Annotated in this window: 15 protein-coding genes; 7 read left to right on the top strand and 8 right to left on the bottom strand. The window is 46.4% G+C overall.

What is annotated here, in order from left to right:
- Positions 1-17: 17 nt before the first annotated feature.
- Both PV783_RS13475 and PV783_RS13470 read left to right on the top strand, forming a co-directional pair.
- Complete coding sequence (locus PV783_RS13475) at positions 18-1,400, top strand: SusD/RagB family nutrient-binding outer membrane lipoprotein (protein ID WP_420988347.1); 1,383 nt, start codon at positions 18-20, stop codon at positions 1,398-1,400.
- A gap of 164 nt (positions 1,401-1,564) precedes the next feature.
- A complete protein-coding gene (locus PV783_RS13470) occupies positions 1,565-2,119 on the top strand; it encodes an RNA polymerase sigma factor (RefSeq protein WP_111578882.1) in 555 nt (184 codons plus the stop codon).
- 361 nt (positions 2,120-2,480) lie between these two features.
- Here the strand turns inward: PV783_RS13470 and PV783_RS13465 are convergent, their stop codons facing one another.
- The 6 genes from PV783_RS13465 to PV783_RS13440 all read right to left on the bottom strand — a co-directional run bounded on the left by PV783_RS13465 (position 2,481) and on the right by PV783_RS13440 (position 13,355).
- Positions 2,481-3,638: a glycoside hydrolase family 130 protein gene (locus PV783_RS13465; RefSeq protein ID WP_420988346.1), complete on the bottom strand. Its 1,158-nt coding sequence runs from the start codon at positions 3,636-3,638 to the stop codon at positions 2,481-2,483.
- Complete coding sequence (locus PV783_RS13460) at positions 3,635-6,334, bottom strand: glycosyl hydrolase 2 galactose-binding domain-containing protein (protein WP_420988345.1); 2,700 nt, start codon at positions 6,332-6,334, stop codon at positions 3,635-3,637. Before PV783_RS13460 ends, PV783_RS13465 begins: the two co-directional genes overlap by 4 nt.
- A gap of 66 nt (positions 6,335-6,400) precedes the next feature.
- On the bottom strand, positions 6,401-8,050 hold the full coding sequence (locus PV783_RS13455) for a RagB/SusD family nutrient uptake outer membrane protein (protein ID WP_336386225.1): 1,650 nt from the start codon (positions 8,048-8,050) through the stop codon (positions 6,401-6,403).
- 11 nt (positions 8,051-8,061) lie between these two features.
- On the bottom strand, positions 8,062-11,397 hold the full coding sequence (locus PV783_RS13450) for a TonB-dependent receptor (RefSeq protein ID WP_420988344.1): 3,336 nt from the start codon (positions 11,395-11,397) through the stop codon (positions 8,062-8,064).
- A gap of 197 nt (positions 11,398-11,594) precedes the next feature.
- On the bottom strand, positions 11,595-12,737 hold the full coding sequence (locus PV783_RS13445; protein WP_111578887.1) for a FecR domain-containing protein: 1,143 nt from the start codon (positions 12,735-12,737) through the stop codon (positions 11,595-11,597).
- A 42-nt stretch (positions 12,738-12,779) separates the two neighbouring features.
- Positions 12,780-13,355 (bottom strand): RNA polymerase sigma factor, encoded by a 576-nt coding sequence (locus PV783_RS13440; protein WP_159454192.1) that lies wholly within the window; start codon positions 13,353-13,355, stop codon positions 12,780-12,782.
- A gap of 404 nt (positions 13,356-13,759) precedes the next feature.
- Here PV783_RS13440 and kynU point away from each other — a divergent pair, with 404 nt between their 5' ends.
- The 5 genes from kynU (at position 13,760) to PV783_RS13415 (ending at position 18,718) form a co-directional block, all read left to right on the top strand.
- Positions 13,760-15,058 carry a kynureninase gene (gene kynU / locus PV783_RS13435; protein ID WP_420988343.1) on the top strand — a complete coding sequence of 433 codons (1,299 nt, stop codon included), beginning with the start codon at positions 13,760-13,762 and terminating at the stop codon, positions 15,056-15,058.
- A gap of 8 nt (positions 15,059-15,066) precedes the next feature.
- Positions 15,067-16,026, top strand: coding sequence for a tryptophan 2,3-dioxygenase family protein (locus PV783_RS13430; protein ID WP_079468288.1), 960 nt, complete (start codon positions 15,067-15,069; stop codon positions 16,024-16,026).
- 216 nt (positions 16,027-16,242) lie between these two features.
- Complete coding sequence (locus tag PV783_RS13425; RefSeq protein ID WP_420988342.1) at positions 16,243-17,181, top strand: pentapeptide repeat-containing protein; 939 nt, start codon at positions 16,243-16,245, stop codon at positions 17,179-17,181.
- A gap of 12 nt (positions 17,182-17,193) precedes the next feature.
- Positions 17,194-17,949, top strand: a complete 756-nt coding sequence (locus PV783_RS13420; RefSeq protein WP_420988341.1) for an ABC transporter ATP-binding protein — start codon at positions 17,194-17,196, stop codon at positions 17,947-17,949.
- A gap of 1 nt (position 17,950) precedes the next feature.
- Positions 17,951-18,718, top strand: coding sequence for an ABC transporter permease (locus PV783_RS13415; protein WP_420988340.1), 768 nt, complete (start codon positions 17,951-17,953; stop codon positions 18,716-18,718).
- 122 nt (positions 18,719-18,840) lie between these two features.
- Here PV783_RS13415 and PV783_RS13410 read toward each other — a convergent pair whose 3' ends face one another.
- On the bottom strand, positions 18,841-19,968 hold the full coding sequence (locus PV783_RS13410; protein ID WP_363434723.1) for a TlpA disulfide reductase family protein: 1,128 nt from the start codon (positions 19,966-19,968) through the stop codon (positions 18,841-18,843).
- 27 nt (positions 19,969-19,995) lie between these two features.
- A complete protein-coding gene (locus tag PV783_RS13405; RefSeq protein WP_420988339.1) occupies positions 19,996-21,399 on the bottom strand; it encodes a RagB/SusD family nutrient uptake outer membrane protein in 1,404 nt (467 codons plus the stop codon).
- Positions 21,400-21,401: the final 2 nt, after the last annotated feature.

The raw sequence follows: 21,401 nt of genomic DNA, 5'->3' as shown, positions 1-21,401 counted from the left end.
CACTAAAATTTATCAACATGAAAAAGTCTCTTTATATACTGCTGCTCACGGGTCTTTGTTTACAGGGATGCAAAAAATTCCTGGACGTAAACACCGATCCCAACAATCCGGTAGATGTACAGGAATCACTGATCCTGGCGCCGGCGGAACTGAACATTTCCGACAATATCCAGGGTGGCAACGCCGGTATCATTATACAAAACTATGTGCAGAACATAGCTGCCAACCAGCTGAATCCTTATGTAGGCAGTTACCAGTTGTTTAATATTGATATGGATGGCGACTGGTCCAACTTCTACGTAACCTCGCTCAACAACCTGATCACCCTGAATAAAAAAGCGGAAGCGAATAACAACTGGAACTACGCGGCCATTGCCAAAATACTCACCGCTTACACCCTGGGCACAGCTACGGATTTCTGGGGAGATATTCCTTATTCCAAAGCGTTTACCAGCGGCGTTTTCACAGTGCCTTACGACAAACAGGAAGATATCTACAAAAATATCCAGTCGTTGCTCACCGATGCCATTGCCAATATCGATAAAAACAGCAGTCTAAAAAGCCCCACCGGCGACGACTACTTCTACAACGGCAATATGAACGCCTGGCGCAAGCTCGCATGGTCGCTGAAAGCCAGGTATTACCTGCATCTCACCAAAGCACCAGGATATACCGCCAAAGCGCAGGCCGAAAGTGCGATAGCTGCTTTAAAGCAAGGCATGACATCCAACACAGACGATCTTAAATTCAATTACGCAGGCGCAGCAGGATCGGAAAATATCTGGTACCTCACCTTTACGCCGGTAACCACCTACGTGATGAATGCCACACTGATAGATTCATTGCGTAGCCGGAATGATCCCCGGCTGTCAAAGATGATTGCTCCCGCCACGGCAACAGGACTATATACCGGCAGAAAGATCGGTACGCCCACAGGAGACCTGGCGAAGTACTCTTACCCCGCTGCATTCTATGGCGCCAAAGCATCTTCCAATTATATATTCAATTATTCTGAAACACTATTCATACAGGCAGAAGCCCTGCTAATCACCAATGGTTACGCCGCAGCGCAGCCGGTGTATGTAAATGCGATCAACTCCCATCTGTCAAAACTCGGTATTGATACTACCTCCGCTGCAGCTACTGCCTATGTAAACAGCCGTAAACTAACCAGCAGCAATGCACTACAGCTGATAATGGAAGAAAAAGCAGTAGCTAATATCTTCAATTTTGAAACGTACAACGACTGGAGAAGAACCGGTTTCCCGAAATTGCAGAAAGTAGACGGCGCATTGATAGATATCCCCCGCCGGTTATTATATCCGCAAAGCGAGATATTAACAAATGCACAACCGCAACAAACAGCTATCCAGAGTACAAAGATTTGGTGGGATAATTAAAACAGGCATTCCCGGCATACATTTAAAATCCGCTCCAGTAGCGGATTTTATTTTTTTAGCCACTACCAGGGAAAGCCCCGGCAAATCATCCGTTAAATAATTTTAAGTTTGTGGGTGATAAAACACGCTTTCCGGTATATAGTATTGACTAAGTTCATAATTGTATGCAAACAATATCAGACAATGCCCTGCTTAATATGCTTAGAAGTGAGGATAACGCTTCTTTTGAGATATTGTATCAATACTATTTTCCTACTATTGCCACCTATATTATTAATAACTACGGGCAAAATGAGGATGCGGAAGATATTTTCCAGGAAGCAATTATTGTATTGCTTCAAAAAGTGAGACAACCCGGTTTCCTACTTACCGCTTCTCTGAAAACGTATCTTTTTTCCATTGCCAGGAACCTCTGGCTGAAATATCTGCGGGATAATAAGTTGCTGCCCGTAGAAGATGTATCCGTGTATTCATGCACAACAGAAGATTTTCCAATAGAACTGCACCAGGAAAAAAGTAAGGATGAAAAAGTACAATCCTGGATATCCAGGATCACAGGGCACTGCCAGCGTATTTTAAAAGCCATCTTCTTTTACCGGGAGCCCGTGGAGGTATTAATGAAAAGAATGGGCTGGAAAAACAGGCATACAGCCGCCAACCAGCAATATAAATGCATTCAACAGGTGAAGAAAATAAAGGCAAAAGAAGAAGGCAGATAGTTTTTTGGGTGATAAATTCCGGGAACCGGTATTAATAGGAAATCACCTTTAAACGGTTTAATTATGTCTGCAAAAACAAAAATCACGCTTTGTATTGTCTCTTTGGTATTAACAGGTATTTGCCTTTATCATTTCTTTGGTTGATAAAAAACGGTTAAAATGAAAGCAGCTGTCAATATTTGGGGAATAAGGGAATATGAGGGAGATGGTAAGACCTGCCCTCTTATTCCCGCTCATCTGCCCTGGTATAAGAAAGTGACCTTAACATTTTTCCGTTTCGGGGTATGCCCCCTCTGCATTACTATGAGCGTATCGTATAGTATTGGCAAGTTTTTCAGGAGAATGAAAAAGTGAAAAATGTTTACCGGGCAACGTCCTCAACAGGATCCGGATCTGCCGGGTGCTTTGGATCATAAATGGCAACTCCTACCCTGGAGTCGGCACAGCCGTAGTAGAGGTGCCATTTATGTTTAAACCATACCATCCCCTCAATAAAAACGGTTCCGCTTAAATACTGGCCCCGTTTTTCGAAAGCCTCGCGGGGCCTGAAAAATGGCACGTCAAGCCGCGCAATCAAACGGGTTGGTTCGGCTTTGTCAAATAGCATCTGACCGGCACTGTATGATCCCTCCCCAAAGCGTTTATCGCCTTTGGCGGCATCGTTCCGGCCATTGTATAACAGGACGATGCCTTTATCTGTAAGCAAGGCAGGAGGGCCGCATTCGGTCATGTCGCTATCGAAATAACCTTTCCGGGGAGATGCCAGGATCAGCAACTCGCCTTTGTCGTCAACCAAAGGTTGCCAATCGGTAAGGTTAGTAGATGTGGCAGCATACACATGCCGCTCGCCCCAATACATGAAATACTGACCGTTTAGCCTGGCAATAACCTGTTTATTACCCTTAACCTGGGTTAAGATAGATGCCGATTTGGTAGCGATGTTGAAGAACCTTCCATTATAGGCGTCCTGAAAAAGAGGCCCGTGCTTGGTCCAATGTACCAGGTCTTTTGAGGTAGCCGCTGCCAAACGCGGCACCTTACGGTTCCATTGGGTATACAGCATTACATAGGTGCCATCTTCGGTCATTGCTATACGCGGATCTTCACAACCACCGGGCCATTCAAATGTTTTCTGATCATCATCTGCCGGGAAAAGAACGGGTTCACTTTTCCGTTTGAAATGAAGGCCATCCTTGCTTTCGGCATAGCCAAGGCGTGATGTACGGGTACCAATCTTTACGCCACTGTTATCTTCAGCCCGGTAAATGACCACTACTTTACCATCTTTAACCGCCGCCCCCGGGTTAAAGGTATCGTTGATCTCCCACTTTATTTCTGACATGCTCATTGGGTCGGTGAACATGGCTGTAGAATCCGGTGCGATGATGGGATTCTTTCCCGGTGGTCTCGAAAAACCACCCAAAGCCCAATCAGGCAAAGTATTGGCAGTTTGAGCGAACGTTATCTGGGTGATAAAAAACGACAGCATAAGAACGCTGCTGAAATATCTTTTAATCATAAGGTAGTCTTTATACTTTTTGAATTAAATGCACCAGTGACCAGCACCAGGTTTTTATAATTGATTTCCGCCGGAATTTCAATATCAACATATTTAATTTCGCCGGGTAACAGGGAAAAGAAATTATCTGAATAAAAAGCGGGTGTAACACTGCTCCCGTTGGTATCCTCTAATTTTAACCGGGTGAAGAAAGACAGCGCGGCTGAAGGATTAGCAACGGTTACTTTGAGCAACATCTTTTTCTCCCTGATCTCCTTTTTAACCGATACATTCAGATTTGCCTTTTTCAGTTTATTGATGTCTGCAAACCCTGATACAGCGGGCCCCGTCATTGTCCATGCACCTTTATAACTATCTTTTGAACGCCAGTAGAATGCATCATTAATCAACCGGCCATGTTCATCTTTTAGTGTTAATTTGATAAAATGTACCTGGGTGATATTCTCAGGAAAATCAATCTTAATAACATCATTCACTACGCCATCTGCAGGAATATTTATGGTTGTCAATTTTTTTCTTACCGGCTGCGCATCGAGGTTATAAACTGTGGCTTCTACCGTGTAACCGGTAAACGGTCTGCGATAATCATTGTAAACCGAAACGGAATTCTTCAGGTAATCAAACTGAGGATGAAGCGGAGCCAGGGCATTCTGCGAATAATACAGGGCAGCAGTGGGTTCCAGGTACCAGTCGTACATGCGGGAAGCGGTTTGCGGAAGCGGACTGTTATGATACCAGAACAGAAAGCCCGAAGTCCAGCGATCTCCATAACTGAATTTATTGTAGTTCCAGACTTCCCATATAGCCCTGAAATTCAACGCGCCTACCAGCTGTGCTTTTTCTGCATATTCCTGTATGGAAGAAGATTCACCAAACTCATTTACTGCCTGCCGGTATTGGGTGTTCACCTGGTGAAACCCGTTACCATCAAGATAGGTCCACACGGAATCATTAATCGGCCACAGGTCTTTTTCCGGCATCATGCGCTTTAACGATTCATACACCGGTGTACAGGGCGCTCCGTATTCCGGGTTAAAGCCATCAACCCGGCTGCCCCGCCGCGATGCAGTGTTTTCAAAATATTGCATCGGATTTTCATATTTGTAGGGGCTGCCATCATGCACACCGCAACATTCAGATTGTTCCTGGTAACCGTGCGTATCATCCAAAGAAAGAATCAGCTTACCTTCTCCCGGCATCTCTTTAGATTCATTGGCGCCAACGTAATAAGCCACCGATGCATGGTTGCGTATTCTTTTGACGGTGCTTTCCACGTTTTCCAGGTACAATGCAGTGTCTGCAGGCATCCGGGTATCTCCCGTTATCCAGAACTCGTTCCAGACCAGCAAGCCAAAACGGTCGCATAGCTCATAAAAATAATCAGATTCGGCAACGCCGCCGGCCCAGAGCCGCAACAGGTTTATGCCCGCCTGACGTGTATAGCGCAGTTCGGAATAAGTTCGTAGCCTGCTGTTACGCAGCATGGCTTCGGGCACCCAGTTTGTGCCGCGGATAAATACCGGCTGACCATTCACCAGGAAGCGGCGCGATTTATCGGGTGTTTGCCGATCCGTAGTGACAGTACGCACACCAAATTGTGTATGCACATGGTGGCTTTCCTTATTCTGCACAATTGCACGCAGATCAAGATCATAGAGATAGGGTTCGCCCTTATTAACCGGCCACCATAACCTGGGATGCTGCAGTGTCAGCGCTTTAAACTCCTCCGGTGTAAATACCAGTGTCCTGGTTTCATGAGGCGCTAATGAAAAAGGCGCTGAGAACTTAATACCTGGTTGGGTGATGCTGCCGGTAATGATACCTTGCCTCGGCTGATCTGATGCATTACTAACTTCTACCGAAATGGTTTCCCTGGCCGATGTTGTATCGGGCAGCGGCAGTGAAGTTTTTACAAATGGATGCGCGAGGATTACATCACCGGTAGCAAAAAGCTCAACATCCCGCCAGATTCCGGTATTGCGGTCACGAATACCATCGGGCGCGGTAAAGTCCCAGCCCACGCTCATCAGCATGCTCACGTTTTTGCCCATCTCACCGTCGCCACCGTTATGATTTTCGCCAACAGCGCCGGTTCGTTTTGCGCCGGCTTTATCATATGCACCGGGAAAATCTACCGGCTGCACATCTACCGCCAACACATTTTTACCCTTTAAATCAGCCAGGGTTGTAATGTCAAAAGACCGGTCATTGAACATGCCTGCCATATCACCCAGCCTGGCGCCATTTAACCAGATGGTGCAACGGTAATTAATGCCGTTGAACTTAAGCCAGATACGTTTCCCTTTATAGGAAGCAGGAACACGAAAGTCGGTTCTGAACCAATAATGGTAAAACTCCCGGCCGGCATCGGCTATATCCGGAATGAGATTTCGCTTTTTGCGGTTGTTATCGCCATAGTAAGGATCGGGATAAATTTTATTCGCTACCAGGTTGGTTAATACGGTACCGGGCACCTGTGCCGGCAACCATGCTTTGCTATCGTAATTAACAGATGATATATCATCGCCTTTCCCTGCTTTGGCCGCTTGCTGCATCTGCCAGCGAATGGTTTCCCCGGAGTTTAGAAAGAGAGAAAGATTTGCCGTGGGCCGGCAAAGGTACGCTGGCTGTTGAGCGCCTGCCGGCAACCAGGCGAGCGCTATAAAAACCAGCCAGATAAAAACGTTCCGTTTCATTGTAAAAGCATCCGATATAAAGGAAGAAAGGTCCGCGGAAATGATCCGCGGACTTTTGTTATAAGATCAATACCCGGCATTTTGCGGATACTTGTCGCCGGTGATAGTTCTGTCTATCTGACTTTGAGGAATTGGTCTAAGCATATGCTTGTCTTTAATATTCACCCCGGCATCCGGGTTATGTAATTTCACCCGTTCTATCAGTTTCTTTGTTCTTACCAGATCCAGCCAGCGGGTTTGTTCACCGGCTAACTCACGTGCACGCTCATCCAGGATATAGTCCAGTGTAACGTCAGCCGGCGTAATAGACATGGCTGCAGCGTTTCCGGTGGGATATGCTGCGCGTCCGCGTACAACATTAATATATTTAGCAGCGCTGGCATTATCACCAATATTGAAAGCCGCTTCAGCTGCCAGCAAATAGGTTTCGGCCAGGCGGTAAGCAATCACCGGCCTTACCGACGGATCATTAATACTAGCCCTTTTGGTATCCTGGTATTTGAGCATGGTTGGAAACAATTGCAGGGTATAATTCCGTGGCGGCACAAGCAGGTAGCGTGAAGCAGTAATGTCGGCATTGCTGACATCCACTCCGGGCATATAAATAGCCGTATCGCCAAGTGCATATTTGGGAACACCATTTACCTTAGGAATTTTATCTGCAGCATTAGATAGCCATACCGACTGAAATGTTTTGTAATACCGGGTGTCGTTTGTTTTATCGGCAAAGCAGGTATCGCTCATCCAGCGGGTCAGTTCTACGCGCGCAAACGGACGGCCATAGGCCATAGAGCGAACCAGGCCCGGGAAATTTTCATACCCCATTACATAGTGAAAATTCAACTCACTGCTATTGTTATTATAAGTAAGATTGGTAGTATGTTGTACACTCCAAAGCACCTCCTTGCTTCCTTCATTACCTTCTGCATATACAGATCCAAAATCCGGCAGCAGCGCAAGACCTAAGCCCGCACTATTATCAATCAGCCCCTTCGCGGTGGAATAAGCATTCTGAAAATCGTCAGATTGTTTGGCTTCAGAGTATGCCCTGGTCAGGTATACCTTTGCCAGCAAGTGTGATGCAGCAGCTGCGGTAGCCTTACCAGGCAATACGCCGTTTTGCACAGGACTTGGCGGCAACCCGGCAATCGCATCTTTTAAATCCTGGATAATGAAGTTGTAAACATCACTGACAGGCGCCCTGGTAGCGCTTGTACTGGGTTCTGCAATAAAATGGGTATTAAGCGTAACAGGCCCCCAGAAACGGACAAGTACGAAATAATAGTTTGCGCGCAGAAATTTAGCTTCGGCAATTTTTTGTTTAACCGTGGCCGCATCAAGACCGGTAACTGCCGGTCCGTTGTCAATAATACCATTGCAGTTATTGATGTAGGTGTAACAGGCATTCCAGATGCCGGAAACCCAGCCACTGCTGGCGTCGAAGCTGCTTGAATAAATATTGAAATCATTATTGCCGCCACCGCCGGATTTGAACTCATCAGTGCCCGGTACAGTCATCGTCATAAAGTTTTCGGTTCCCCATATATTCCGGTTACCCGCGTACGCGGCATCCAAGCCGGACTGAAAGCCCTGCGCTGTATTGAAATACTGTGGAGTCAGCCCCGAATGTGGTTCTTCTATTAATTGTTTGTTACAGCTCAAACTAAAAAAAGTAATTGCTGCCAGTGGAATAGATTTATATATGCTGGATCTCATCGTGATAAAAATTAAAATGTGACATTTAAACCAAAGAGTATCGATTTATTCGGCGGTGTATCTACGCCTAACGTACCTGCCGATTCAGGATCTACACCATGAAACCGGTCGTGCAATGGAGAGAATAAGATGATGGCATCATTCAGGCTGCTATAAACCCGGAGTGATTGTACACTGATTCTCTTTGCAATATGAGACGGCAGTGTGTAGCCCAGGTTGATTGTCCTTATTTTAAGATAAGAGGCATCATAATAACCCAGCAGGTCGCCATAAACGGGCGAGCCTACGTTAAAATTAGGTTTAGGGTAAGTGTTTTCCTGATTAAAAGGGGTCCAGTAATTAACATTCAGGTTATTCATTTTCCCATTCAGCGCATTTACGTTGCTGCCGGGTTGAAGCCAATAGGCGATCTGTGTTCCTCCCACGCGGTAGGTAGACACCACTGTGAGGTCAATACCACGATAACTGAAACGGTTGGTAAAGCCACCGAAAAACTTAGGCTGACGTGAGCCTACAATTGTACGGTCGTTCGAGTTGATCACACCGTCGCCATTCAGGTCTTCCACCTTGATGGTACCAATCACCGAACCCGATCCCACTAACGTCAGGTTAAGCTTCCTGGCCAGGGCTGAATCGGCTGGTGTATTTTGCCAGATGCCTAGTCTTACATAGTTATAAAGCGCATTAATAGGAGCCCCTACAAATCTGTTATTACCGATATCCTGAGTTACGCCATTTTGCAGCGCCGTAATTTTATTGCGGTTAAAGGTGATGTTGAAATTGGTGGTCCAGCCAAAATCATTTCGGTCAACAGCCCTGATATTGGTTGAAGCAAGATTGATCTCCAGACCTTTATTTTCCGTTTTACCCACGTTGGCAAGGAACTGTGAGGTGTAGCCCGTTGTAATAGGCAGATTTTGCGGAAGTATCAGATTGCTGGTGCGTTGCCGATAAGCATCGACGGACCCGCTGATGCGGTCATTAAACAAGCTGAAGTCCAGGGCAAGGTTCAATGTTGCCGTATACTCCCAGCCGAGTTTTGGATTAGGTACGTTGTTGGGATAAGTGCCCGTAACGTTTGTGGAACCGTAATTGTAATTGATCGATGCCATGCCGCCAAGTGTCTGGTAGGGTGTTACTGCAGCATTTCCTACTGTTCCATAACCGGCGCGCAATTTCAGGCTTGATATTGCAGGAATATTTTTCATGAAATCTTCGCGGGTGATATTCCAGCCAACAGCTGCGGATGGGAAGATATGATACTTATTTCCCGGCGCCAGCGTGGAAGAGCCGTCAGATCTCATGGTGAGGGTTAACAGGTATTTGCTCATATAATCATAGTTAATACGTCCCATGAAGGAGACAATATTAAACTTCGAATAACTTCCGGAACCACTGAGATTGGCGCCCAGTGCCGGGTTAAAATATTGAATATAATCTGCCAGGATATTGTTGTAGCTGAATGTAGTGGAGGCTTTATAATCATCCTGGTAACTAAACAGGCCGGTAGCTGTTAAGTGATGATTTTTAGCAAACGTATTTTCATACACCAGCAGGTTTTCCAGCGTATAGTCGTGATAGTCGTAATTGGTATTTTTAGCGGTGGAAGGGCCGCTCAGATTCTGATAGGTGGCACTGCCATAAAATTCGCCGTAGGTTTCCGGGGTAATTTCTACGCCCCCGTTAAAACGGTACTTAAGCTGTGGCGTAATCTGTGCTTCGGCATACACAGTTGTAAAAGTGTTATACCTGGAACGGTTTTGAACAACTGCACCTTCCTTCAGGTTGGCCAGTGGATTATATGTTAAAGAGCCGCCGCCGGGGAATGGAATGAGATTACCCTTCTCGTCGTAAGGAACGGTAAGCGGGCTGGATGTAAGCGCCTGGGCCACCGGGTTGATACTTTCTCCATTAATTTTACTCACGGTATTCATTGAGCTTACGCCAATCTTAAATATCTTACCCAATTGCTGGTCAACACTTACTTTGAAGCTATAACGCCTGAATGACTGGCCGGGAAACAGACCAGTTTCATTATAAAAACCGGCGGAAACCGCATATTTTGTTGATGCCGTACCACCGGACACGCCAAGCTGATGATTGGTTTTAAAGCCGTTCTTAAAAATCAGCTTTTGCCAGTCGGTAGCAGTTCCGTTTTTCATACCGGCTAATTCGGCGGGCAGGAAAGTGATACCATCTGTATAGAACTTAGGATCATCTATTCCATTATAAGGATTAGGTGCGCCGATGGTGTTCGGGTTGTTTGCATTATAGTTGCCCCATTTTTTATAGGTCTCGTAGCTTTTGGTATCCATCACGTCATAGTAACCCAGTGGGCTTACCACGCCGGCATAACCGCTGTAAGTAATTACAGGCGCACCTGTTTTGCCCCGTTTGGTACTGATGAGTATTACGCCGTTTGCGCCTCTTGATCCATAAATAGCGGTTGCAGATGCATCTTTTAATATTTGTACCGCCACCACATCATCCTGGTTGAGATCATTAATATAGTTGCCGTTGAACGGTATACCGTCTACAACATACAGCACATCGTTGGTGGCGCCCAAAGAACGTTGCCCCCTGATAGAGATGGATGGTGTAGCGCCGGGATGACTGTTGCCGCCTGCTTTTTGTATATCAATACCTGGCGCCTGGCTTTGCAGCGCGCTTACCAGGTTACTTGCCGGTACGCTTTTTAAAGCTTCTTCATCTATCGACGCAATGGAGCCGGTAACATCCGCTTTCTTTTGTGAACCATAACCCACAACAATTACCTCATTCAACGCCGACGGCTTTTCCGCTAAAGTTACATTGATCACCGTTTGATCATTTACCGCTATTTCCTGGGTTATAAAACCCACAGAGCGGAATACCAGGACAGCAGATTTATCAGGTACCGAAATGCTGTACTTGCCATAAGCATCTGCAATAGCGCCGGTGGTGGCGCCTTTAATGGTTACCGATACGCCGGGAACGGGCGAGCCTTTACTGTCATTAACCTGACCCGTTATTTTGATGGCCGCGTTAGGGGCGACAAGTATTTCCCGTTCTGAAGTTTTGCGGCTGATTACCACATTGTTTTGAGTGATCACGTATGTTACGGGCTGGTCTTTGAAGCATTGATCAAGCACTGCTTTTAACGACGCATTAGTAACGGTTAATGAAACCTTTTTTGTTTCCTCCAATGCGCTGGGGTTATATAAAAAATTAAACCCGGTTTGCAGCCTTATCTGGGTAAATATTTCTTCGAGGGATGCATTTTTAACTTTCAAATTAATCGATTGAGCGTATGTAGCCGCTCTGACCTGCAATACTGTTGCAAGCAATAGAACTATTGTAAGTTTCATAACTGAGGAACGTTTAAAGAGCGCATAGAACATCCCCTGCATACGTATGCATTAGAGATATCTTACAAATAAATGTTTGGTTTGATAAACTAGCTGGCAGTTAGCTATTCCATGACAAGGGCCGCTGAGGCTTGGCCGGATACGTCGCGCGCCGCATCCTGCCTTATTTTAAGCAATAGCAATGTAGAGTAAAGATTTTACGGCATAATTGTTACCCTCCTTCCCTCGATTTTAAATTTTAAGCTTTTTGTTAATTCAATTGTCTTTAATAAATCTTCCAGATTTTCGTAACGGGAAACGGTTCCGCCGAGGCGCTGCTTCTTCACATCGCCCTCATAGCTGACATCCACATCATACCATCGTGCAATGGTTCTCATAACGCTTTCGATGCCCTCATTTTTAAAGAGGAAATAGCCGTTTTTCCAGGCAATGGCATCGTTGGGATCTACTTCGTTGATGTGGAACTCCTTATTAGTTGCCAGAACTGCCTGCTGTCCCGGTTTAAGTAATACGTGGTTGTTATTGGCGGAGAACTTAATGGAGCCTTCCAGCAGCGTAGTTTGTATGATTGGTTCATCTGCATAGGCATTCACATTAAAACTCGTTCCCAGCACTTGTACTTCAGCATCTTTAATCTTCACCTTGAATGGGTGGGATGCATTACCTGCTACTTCAAAATAAGCCTCCCCATTGACCTCCACAAGTCTTTCCGGTCCTGTAAAAGCGGTCGGATAACGTAGCGTGGAAGCCGCGTTCAGCCACACCTTTGTACCATCCGGGAGTGTGATCCGGAACTGGCCGCCCCTTGGGGTGGCTAGTGTATTATATTGAATAGAAGTAGCGGTGCTTTGCGCATCATATTTTAGCTGGCCGCCCTGTTGATGGATGGCGGTTGCGCCCTGCCGGATCACCTGGTTGCCGGTACTGTCCAATGTTACTTTGGATCCATCCGATAAGGTCAGGATGGCTTTGTGGGTGCCGGGCATCGCATTGGCGATGAGTTGCTGCGTCGCCGGATGTTTGGCCGGCCGCTGCAGCCATGCGTATGTTCCAGCCACCAAAGCGAGTATCGCCGCAGCCACCGCCCATCGATATCGCCGGGGCCTGATGGTATGCACCGGGGTCACTTCCTGGTCAAGACGTTGCTGAATCAATTGCCTGATTCCTTCATCCGGCTCTCCTTCATAGGCCCGCGCCACCAGTTCACCGTAAATCGTTTCGTCCAATAGCTGCATGTAATCCGGGTCTTCCAGCGCGATTGTCAGCCGTTGACGTTCGTGTGGCGTGATCCTGTCATCCAGGTATTTTTCCAATAGATCCTTGAATTCGTCGATGTGCATATACTATAAAGACGCACAAGTGTAAAAAGAGGGTTGCTCTCTTTAAAAAAAAATTTGGAACAGCAGCCGGAGCGCATGCCGCATAAAGGTTCGCATCTGCGCCAGGGCCTTTATCATATGGCCTTTCACCGTTTCCCGGGAAATCCCCAGCCGCGCCGCAATCTCTTCATATTTTAGTCCCTCCTGCCGGCTCAGTTCAAAAACCGTCCGGCGCTGCGGCGGCATCTGTTCTATCACCACCTGGATCAGCTCCCGGAGCTGCTTGGTCGCCAACTGCTCATCGGCCGGGGAATCGGATGCCGGCGGTAGCTGCCCGATATCGTCCGGGATCGGGACCACCAGCTTCTTTCTGAATTCACTTAGTATCCTGTTTTTGGCCATCGTATATAAATAGTGCTGCGGCCGTTCTACATCTGAGAGGGATCTGCGGTTTTTCCAGATGGTGAGAAACACTTCCTGGACTACATCCTGGGCTTTATGAGAGTCTTTCAGGTAAGCCATCGCCTGCCCATACAGGTTATTCCAGTATTGATCCGCCAACCGGGTAAAGGCATCATGATCGCCGTTCGCAATCTGTTGGAAAATATCTTTCTCTGTATGTAGGAAATTGTCTGGCAATATAAGTGCAAGCTTTGGCAGAGCTAAAAATAGATAAAAAATTTCTACCCCCTAAAAAATCAGGCGCGTTTTAATGACATATCATACAGTGAAGATCAGCATGGCCTGTTTTTAGTTCCGTGAAATGCCGGTGAGCGCCGTTGATGCGGTCAGGCTCCGTTGTGTGCAAACTCCTATAACAGGTAAATATTATTTGGCAGTGTAAACAATTTGTATTTTTTTTGTCGCACTTTCCAGCCAATGGTAGATATCTATAAAAATATAATCAACCGGCCTTCCTAGCAGGAGCTCCTTCTGCTGGCAGCATTTTGCTGCGATCATCCAACTTACCAGTATATCGTTTTTGACGCCATCGACAGCAATGTCTATGCACGCGATTTCCAACCATTAACATAATTATCAATATGATTTTTGAAAACAATCTGGCTTTCGCGCAAAGCCTGGACCGGCAAGATCCATTACACCACCTGCGAGCCGATTTCCTTTTCCCAAAGCAGCATGGTACTCCTTTCATTTATATGTGCGGCAACTCCCTCGGGTTACAGCCCAGGGCAGCACGCAGTTATGTGGATCAGCAACTGAACAACTGGGAGAACCTGGGAGTGGAAGGATGGTTTGAAGGTGAAACACCCTGGATGTACTATCACAAAGAACTGAAGGGGTTGATGGCTCATATCGTTGGCGCCGGCCCCCGGGAAGTATGCCCGATGAACACACTTACTGTCAACCTGCATCTATTGATGGTGAGCTTTTACCGTCCCACTGCAACCAGATTTAAAATCATTATGGAGGCCGGCGCTTTTCCTTCCGACCAATATGCAGTAGAGAGCCAGGTCAGGTTTCACGGCTATGATCCGAAAGACGCCATTATTGAAGTAGCGCCCCGGGTTGGTGAAGCTACTTTGCAAACAGCAGATATCCTGGCTGCTATTGCCGATAATAGCGAACAGCTTGCGCTCGTATTGTTTGGCGGTATAAATTATTTTACCGGCCAGTGGTTTGATATGCCGGCTATTACAAAAGCAGGGCACCATGCCGGCGCTGTTGTTGGGTTCGACCTCGCGCATGCAGCAGGCAACGTACCGCTGAAACTGCACGACTGGGATATTGATTTCGCATGCTGGTGTTCTTATAAATATCAGAATGCCGGCCCGGGAGGAATCAGCGGAATTTTTGTACATGAAAAACATTTTTCCGATAAATCATCCGACCGTTTTGCGGGATGGTGGGGCTACCAGGAACAACAACGGTTTAAAATGGAGAAAGGGTTTATTGCGGAGGCTGGCGCCGACGGCTGGCAGGTAAGTTGCACGCAGGTCATTCCAATGGCGCTGTATCACGCCTCTCTTAAAACTTTCGAAAAAGCCGGCTTCATCGGCCCGCTCAGGGAAAAGAGCCTCCGGTTAACGGCCTATCTGTACTACCTCATCAGCGAAGTGAATAAAACACTCGGCTTTGAACAATACAAAATCATCACACCTTCTGCCGAAAATGAAAGAGGCGCCCAGTTGTCTATCATAGCCAAATACAAAGGCAAAGAGGTATTCCAGGCACTCGTAGCCAACAATATCCTGGGCGACTGGCGCGAGCCTGATGTTATCAGACTCAGCCCGGTACCATTGTATAATAGCTTCGAGGATGTTTTCCTGACAGCAGAAAGAATGCTGACAATAAGTAAAGAACTGATCACACCAAAACAATAACAGCAGCAATGGAAATAACCGCTGAAATCAAAGACAGACTATCCCTGCTGCAGGAGAAGTACGCTGCAATGGGACAGGACATCACCGCCTATCTTGATGGCCTTCTTTATGCAGACTACCTGACGTATTGGGATTATATTCACCTGGATACATTGTTGAGCCTCCAGCATCCGAAAACTTCTTATCCGGATGAGGAGATCTTCATCATGTATCATCAGATCACTGAACTTTATTTTAAGCTTGCCCTGCACGAGTGCCGGCAGATAAGCGCCAATACCTCACTTACGCCTGACTTTTTTGCTTCCAGGCTTAAAAGAATTAATGCTTATTTCACCGCCCTGGTATCATCCTTCGATATCATGGTGGATGGAATGGACAAAGAACAATTCCTGAAATTCAGGATGTCGCTGCTGCCCGCAAGTGGCTTCCAATCGGCACAGTACCGTATGATAGAGATCTATTCAACCGACCTCATTCAGCTGGTAACACTAAGCAAAAGGGAGCAATTAAAACATGCCACACCAGCAGAACAGTTTGAAAATATTTACTGGAAATACGGCGCTTCAGAATTATCTACGGGTAAACAGACGCTTACCCTGCAACAGTTCATTGTGAAATATGCCGGACAACTCCTGCAGCTGGCGCAGAACAATATTGACCACAATTTTTCCTCGCTGTACAAAACGCTGCTCCGGCGCGGGGAAGATATGAGTGCTGTGGAAGCCGAACTCAGAAAGCTGGATCTGTTTGTAAACGTGGAATGGCCGTTATCGCACTATAAGTCTGCCGTACGTTACCTCGAACGCGACCCGGTAGACATCGCCGCCACAGGTGGCACCAACTGGCAGAAATACCTGCCGCCGAGATTCCAGAAAAGGATTTTCTATCCCTATCTGTGGACTGAAGAACAGATTGAACAATGGGGCAAATCCTGGGTAATGAATGTGTTAAAAGCTTACCGGACTTAGTATCATAACGCCTGGTCTTCACGGCGCCGGCGTGAAGACCAGGCGTTAAATTTCTCAGCCCTCCCCTTCTTTCCAGGCAGTTAATCCCCCATATACCACCGTAGGTTATTAATAACAACTCCAGGTAGCGTAAATACAACTATGAGTGTTTGCATTTTTTTGATTCAGGAAATACATCCCTATACCTTTACAGGGTCGATAACCTAAAACAAAAACATGGACACTAAAATGATCGGCAGCAAAATTGCCAAAGCGCGCAAGGATAAAAATATGTCCCAGGCGCAACTTGCCCAGCTTCTGTTTATCAGCCCGCAGGCTGTGGGGAAATGGGAGCGCGGGGAATCAATTCCGGACATCATCACTATTAACCGGCTTGCGGAAATCCTGGGTGTCGACCTTAATTATTTTTCAGAGAACTTCCAATCTGCGGACGATAGCACATTTTTAAAGACCATTGAGAATAGTAACGACACGGGCCAAACGGAGGTTCCCATCCTTCCCTCCCCGCCGGAGGAGCGGCAGCTACTGACAAACTTCAGCGGCGGCAACCTTTCAGAAAGCGACTTCACCGGCGTTACCGCGCATAAAAGAAAATTTAACGGGAGTGCATTAAAAGGCTCCGACTTTGCCGGGGCTGACCTGACCGGCAGTTCGTTTACCGGTAGCGATATACATGCAGCCAATTTTGATGGGACAAACCTGACAGACTGCACCCTGTCATCCAACGACCTTACAGGCGCAAGCTTCAACAAAACTATTCTCGTACGCACCGTATTCAGTACCTCGGGACTGGCGGGGGCGAAATTCATTGATGCAGAACTGACCGATGTAAAGCTGACCAAGACCGACCTTAGAAAAACCGTCTTTGAAAATTGCGTCTTCAAAGGCGTGGACTTTAAGTATTCCGATATGCGGGGACTACGCCTCGACGGGCAGACCTTTATCGGCGTCAGGTTCGACAAAACGGCGTTAAACGAAGCTACGTTCAATGGTGCGACACTCAGGAATGTATCTTTTCGTCCAACGTATGCCTTAACCAATAAATACTACCGTGCCATTAAAACCATCTGCTTTGATGGTGCAATGATGGATAAGCTGACCTATGCCGAACTCAAAGGCATGGGGGCCGATCTGTCGAAGGTTACATTTATATAAAGAGAGAAGTATATGCAAAACTCAATTCAAGTGAAAGGACTCCAAAAGTCCTATAAGCAGCTTCATGTCCTGAAGGACGTAGATTTCGAGGTCGAAAAGGGCAGTATTTTTGCCCTGCTCGGCTCCAACGGTACGGGCAAAACAACCATCGTCAGAATCCTCAGCACGCTACTCAAACAGGACAGTGGAAATGTGACTGTGAATGGATTCGATGTCCTTTTAAAACCAGAAAGCGTGCGGCAGTCGATCAGCCTGACCGGGCAATTTGCGGCCATAGACGAGGTTTTAACCGGGCGGGAAAATATTACAATGATTGCCAGGTTGCGGCACCTCAGCAATCCGCGCCAGGTAGCCGCTGATCTCCTGGAACGCATCGGCTTAACCGATGCTGCCGACCGCCGCGCCTCCACTTATTCAGGAGGGATGCGTCGCAGGCTCGACATCGCCATGAGCCTCGTGGGAAACCCGCCGCTTATTTTCCTCGACGAGCCAACCACCGGGCTTGACCCTGAAGCCCGGATTGAGTTCTGGAAGATTGTTAAGGAACTTTCCGGTAACGGCACAACCGTATTCCTGACCACCCAGTATTTAGAAGAAGCAGAACAGCTCGCCGATAAAATTGCCATTCTTCATGAGGGCAGGATCATCGTGAGCGGCACTTTCGCGGAACTCAAACAGCTGTTCCCGCCCACACAGGTAGAATATATTGAAAAACAACCAACCCTGGAAGAGATCTTTCTTGCAATTGTTGGAAAAAAAGAAAAATAACATGGAGACAATAAAAAACTATTTTTTTGCAGATATGAGCGTTATGCTTGGACGTTCCATGCGCCATGTTCTCCGCAGCATGGATACCATCATCACCGTCACTATCATGCCAATTGCCATGATGCTGTTATTTGTCTACGTACTCGGCGGCGCCATTCAGTCCGGTACAGATAACTATGTGGATTACCTGTTGCCCGGTATACTGTTAATTGCTATTGCAAACAGTGTCGGCTATGTATCTTACCGGCTCTTTAATGATGTACAACGGGGAATATTTGAGCGCTTCAACTCCATGCCAATTGCCCGTTCTGCTGCAATATGGGGGCATATTATGACCTCATTGGTATCTAACCTGATTTCACTCACCGTTATTATTATCGTAGCGTTAATAATGGGCTTCCGCTCGCCGGCCGGTATATTGTCGTGGCTGGCCGTGGCTGGCATACTCGCATTGTTTACACTTGCACTGGCCTGGATTGCAGCGATTGCCGGATTGTCTGCCAAATCGGTGGATGGCGCCACTGCAATTGCCTACCCGATTCACTTCCTGCCGTTAATCAGCTCAGCGTTTGTACCAACAGCTACGATGCCGGGGCCGGTTCGCGCCTTTGCCGAAAATCAACCGGTAACCTCCATAGTGGAAACCATTCGCGCGTTACTTTCAAACCAGCCGGTGGGCAATGAAATATGGGTGGCGCTTGCCTGGTGTATCGGGATTATACTTGTAGCTTATATCATTGCGATGCGCGTGTATAAAAAACAGGCGTAAATGTTTGCTTGTCCGGGCGTCGCCCATTGATAATGCCTGGCAATGCCAGGCATTATTTTACAGCCACAGGGATCAGGTTAGTGTCATTCCACCATCCATCAGGATTTCGGACAGCGCAACGACTAGATACCTTTCATTTTCTTATAGTTCTCTAATGTTTTTTCGTACTCCACCACCGTGTAATCCATTATAGTACCAACCATTTCGCCATTCTTCAACGCTTTACGTGCGCCTTCCACTGCCTTTTCTTCATTCGCTATGGCACTGGCATAGTCCCCGGCTTTAGCATAACAGCTGGCCACCGCGTCTAATGCTACCGGATTAGTGAGGTTTGGATTTGCCTCTTCGAAAGTTTTAGCTGCCCATAAGTAAGTGCTCTTATCGAAGCCATTTTTGTTATAAACCGCACTAAGTGCTATTCCTGGTACTGATTTATTCGTTTTCTGTAATTCTTTGGCAAATTCAATAGCCTGTTGCTGATTCACATAGTTTAATAATACCCCGAATCTCATTTGATCAACCATAAACTTATACTGTGGACTATCTGCTACCAGTTTGTCCATTAAACTCAGTGACGACTTGTAATCTTTGTTTGTAATAGCATCCTGTATGGGTTTAAGCGCCGCCTGCATGGTAGCCATTTCGCCTCTTCTGGCCTCAGCTTTGCGGTCAAATGAAGCCTTAAATGCTGCCATATCATAAGTTCCGTTTAAGATACCTGGCAACGTGCTATCTAATGAACCCGGGTGACCAATCCAGATAATCTGGTTATTTTTTATGATAAAGGTAGATGGAATGCCATTCTCACCGGCCGCTTTTAACCAGTTGTTCCCCATGAATTGCTCATTATTATCAGCCACCACCGAATAGCCCATATTGGCGTCATTTCCCTTTACAAACTTCTCTAACATTGGCAATGAAGATTCATAAGGTTTACCCTCCTCAACTTTTTCCCAAACCCCTACTCCGATGAAGGTGGCCTTCCCCTTATACTCTTTCTGAAGTTCGGTAAGATGTGGCATAGCAGCTTTACATGGGCCACACCAGGTTGCCCAGAATTCTAACACATAAAGATGATCGCCTTCAAAGGATTTAACCGGCTTTCCTTTAATCCACTTCGAATATTTTAGCGGTGGCGCCTGATCACCGATGGAAAGCTTGTTTTTGCTTTGCCCGGTTGCCGTTCCTGCATAGGAAAATACAAACGCTGATACCAGCAGCATCCATGCTGCTAAATTCATCTTCTTCATATTAATTTAATTAATTTTCAATGATCCTTAATAATTCTGTGTCAACGTGCTGTTAAACTGTGTAGCACTCCGGGGGAAAGGAAATATCCATAAAGGAGAGTCAGGCCGTAATATGTATTTAACCCCGTTGATAGTCCTTTCAATCGTTGCAGCATATTTACCTTCCCTGTTCCATCTTTTTAAGTTGATGAAGTTTCGCCAGGTGAATAGAAATTCTATCCGGGATGTCCTTTGCAAACAGGCCATAGCCTGCGCTTCATTTGCTGCTATAAGCTGCGTATACGGTACCATCCGGCGGATTCTGATTTTGTTCACTTCTTCCATTCCTTCCGCAATTTTATTTGTACGGATCAGGCATTCCGCTTTCATCAAAACAAGGTCTGAGGTTGTCATACCAGCCTGGTTCGACTCATAAGATGGTGCAATCCAGACAGGGATACCCGGCAAGCCAATGTACAGGTACCCATAATCATAGTTGTAAACGGCGGAAGAATCCCTGATGATGTTACCTGGCTCGTACCAATCATGCAGGATTTCATAAGTAGGTGTAAAGGTGGTTGGTAAAAAGCCGGAATTAACGGCATAGAACAAATTATCGGCTGCGCCCAATCCATTGCGAACCGGTACCCTGGAAGCCTTTGGCAATGACAGCAGCGATCTGTGATCTTCCAGTACGCTGTTATATTTCAATGCTTCTTCCGTGGCGGCAAGAGCAGCTGTATAATTGCGCATAGACATCAATACTTTTGCTTTCACCGCCAATGCAAATGCTTTGCCTATCCTCATAGCATTTTTAGGTTGATCAGGCAGTGCATCGGAAGCAAGTGCTGCATTGATGTCGGTAAGTATATTGTCGTAAACTTCTTTAACTGTATTTTTTGTGTTAACAGCTTCAAAGTCGATATCTTTTACATAGGATATCCCGCCGTCCTTATCCGCTGTTGCCGGATCATATGCTTTGGCATAAATATTAACCAGCAGGTAATGTAAATAGGCACGCTGGATATACGCTTCAGCTTTCAACTGCTTTAACAATACGGGATCTCCGCTGGCTTTATCAGCATTGGTTAATACAATATTTGCTACTGTTGAAATGATCCGGTAAAGGCCTTCATAGGGTCCATCCGTAAGCGTCAACGCTGCCCTGTCTGCAGATTCATCATAGGTAATGAGGATTTTGTTCATGGTTTGCACATTGGACGAAATAGTATTTGGTACATTATACGCATGCAAATACATGTCATTATCCAATATTGCCTGCTTTACACAGGTGAAGGCCGTACCGGAATAGTCAACATTCATCAGTAAGTCCAGATCACTTGCTCTTTTCAGCAAGTTCTGTCCTTTAGGAGTTATGTCAGTATATTTCTTACATCCGGAAGCGATAACCATTGAAATGGTGATTACCCAAAAGTAAATATGTCTTCTCATGT

The organism is Chitinophaga sp. CC14 (assembly GCF_048957795.1).
In the GTDB taxonomy this organism is placed as follows: domain Bacteria; phylum Bacteroidota; class Bacteroidia; order Chitinophagales; family Chitinophagaceae; genus Chitinophaga; species Chitinophaga ginsengisegetis.
The sequence above is the reverse complement of the archived record's forward strand: the minus strand, read 5'-3'. Positions and strand labels throughout refer to the sequence as shown.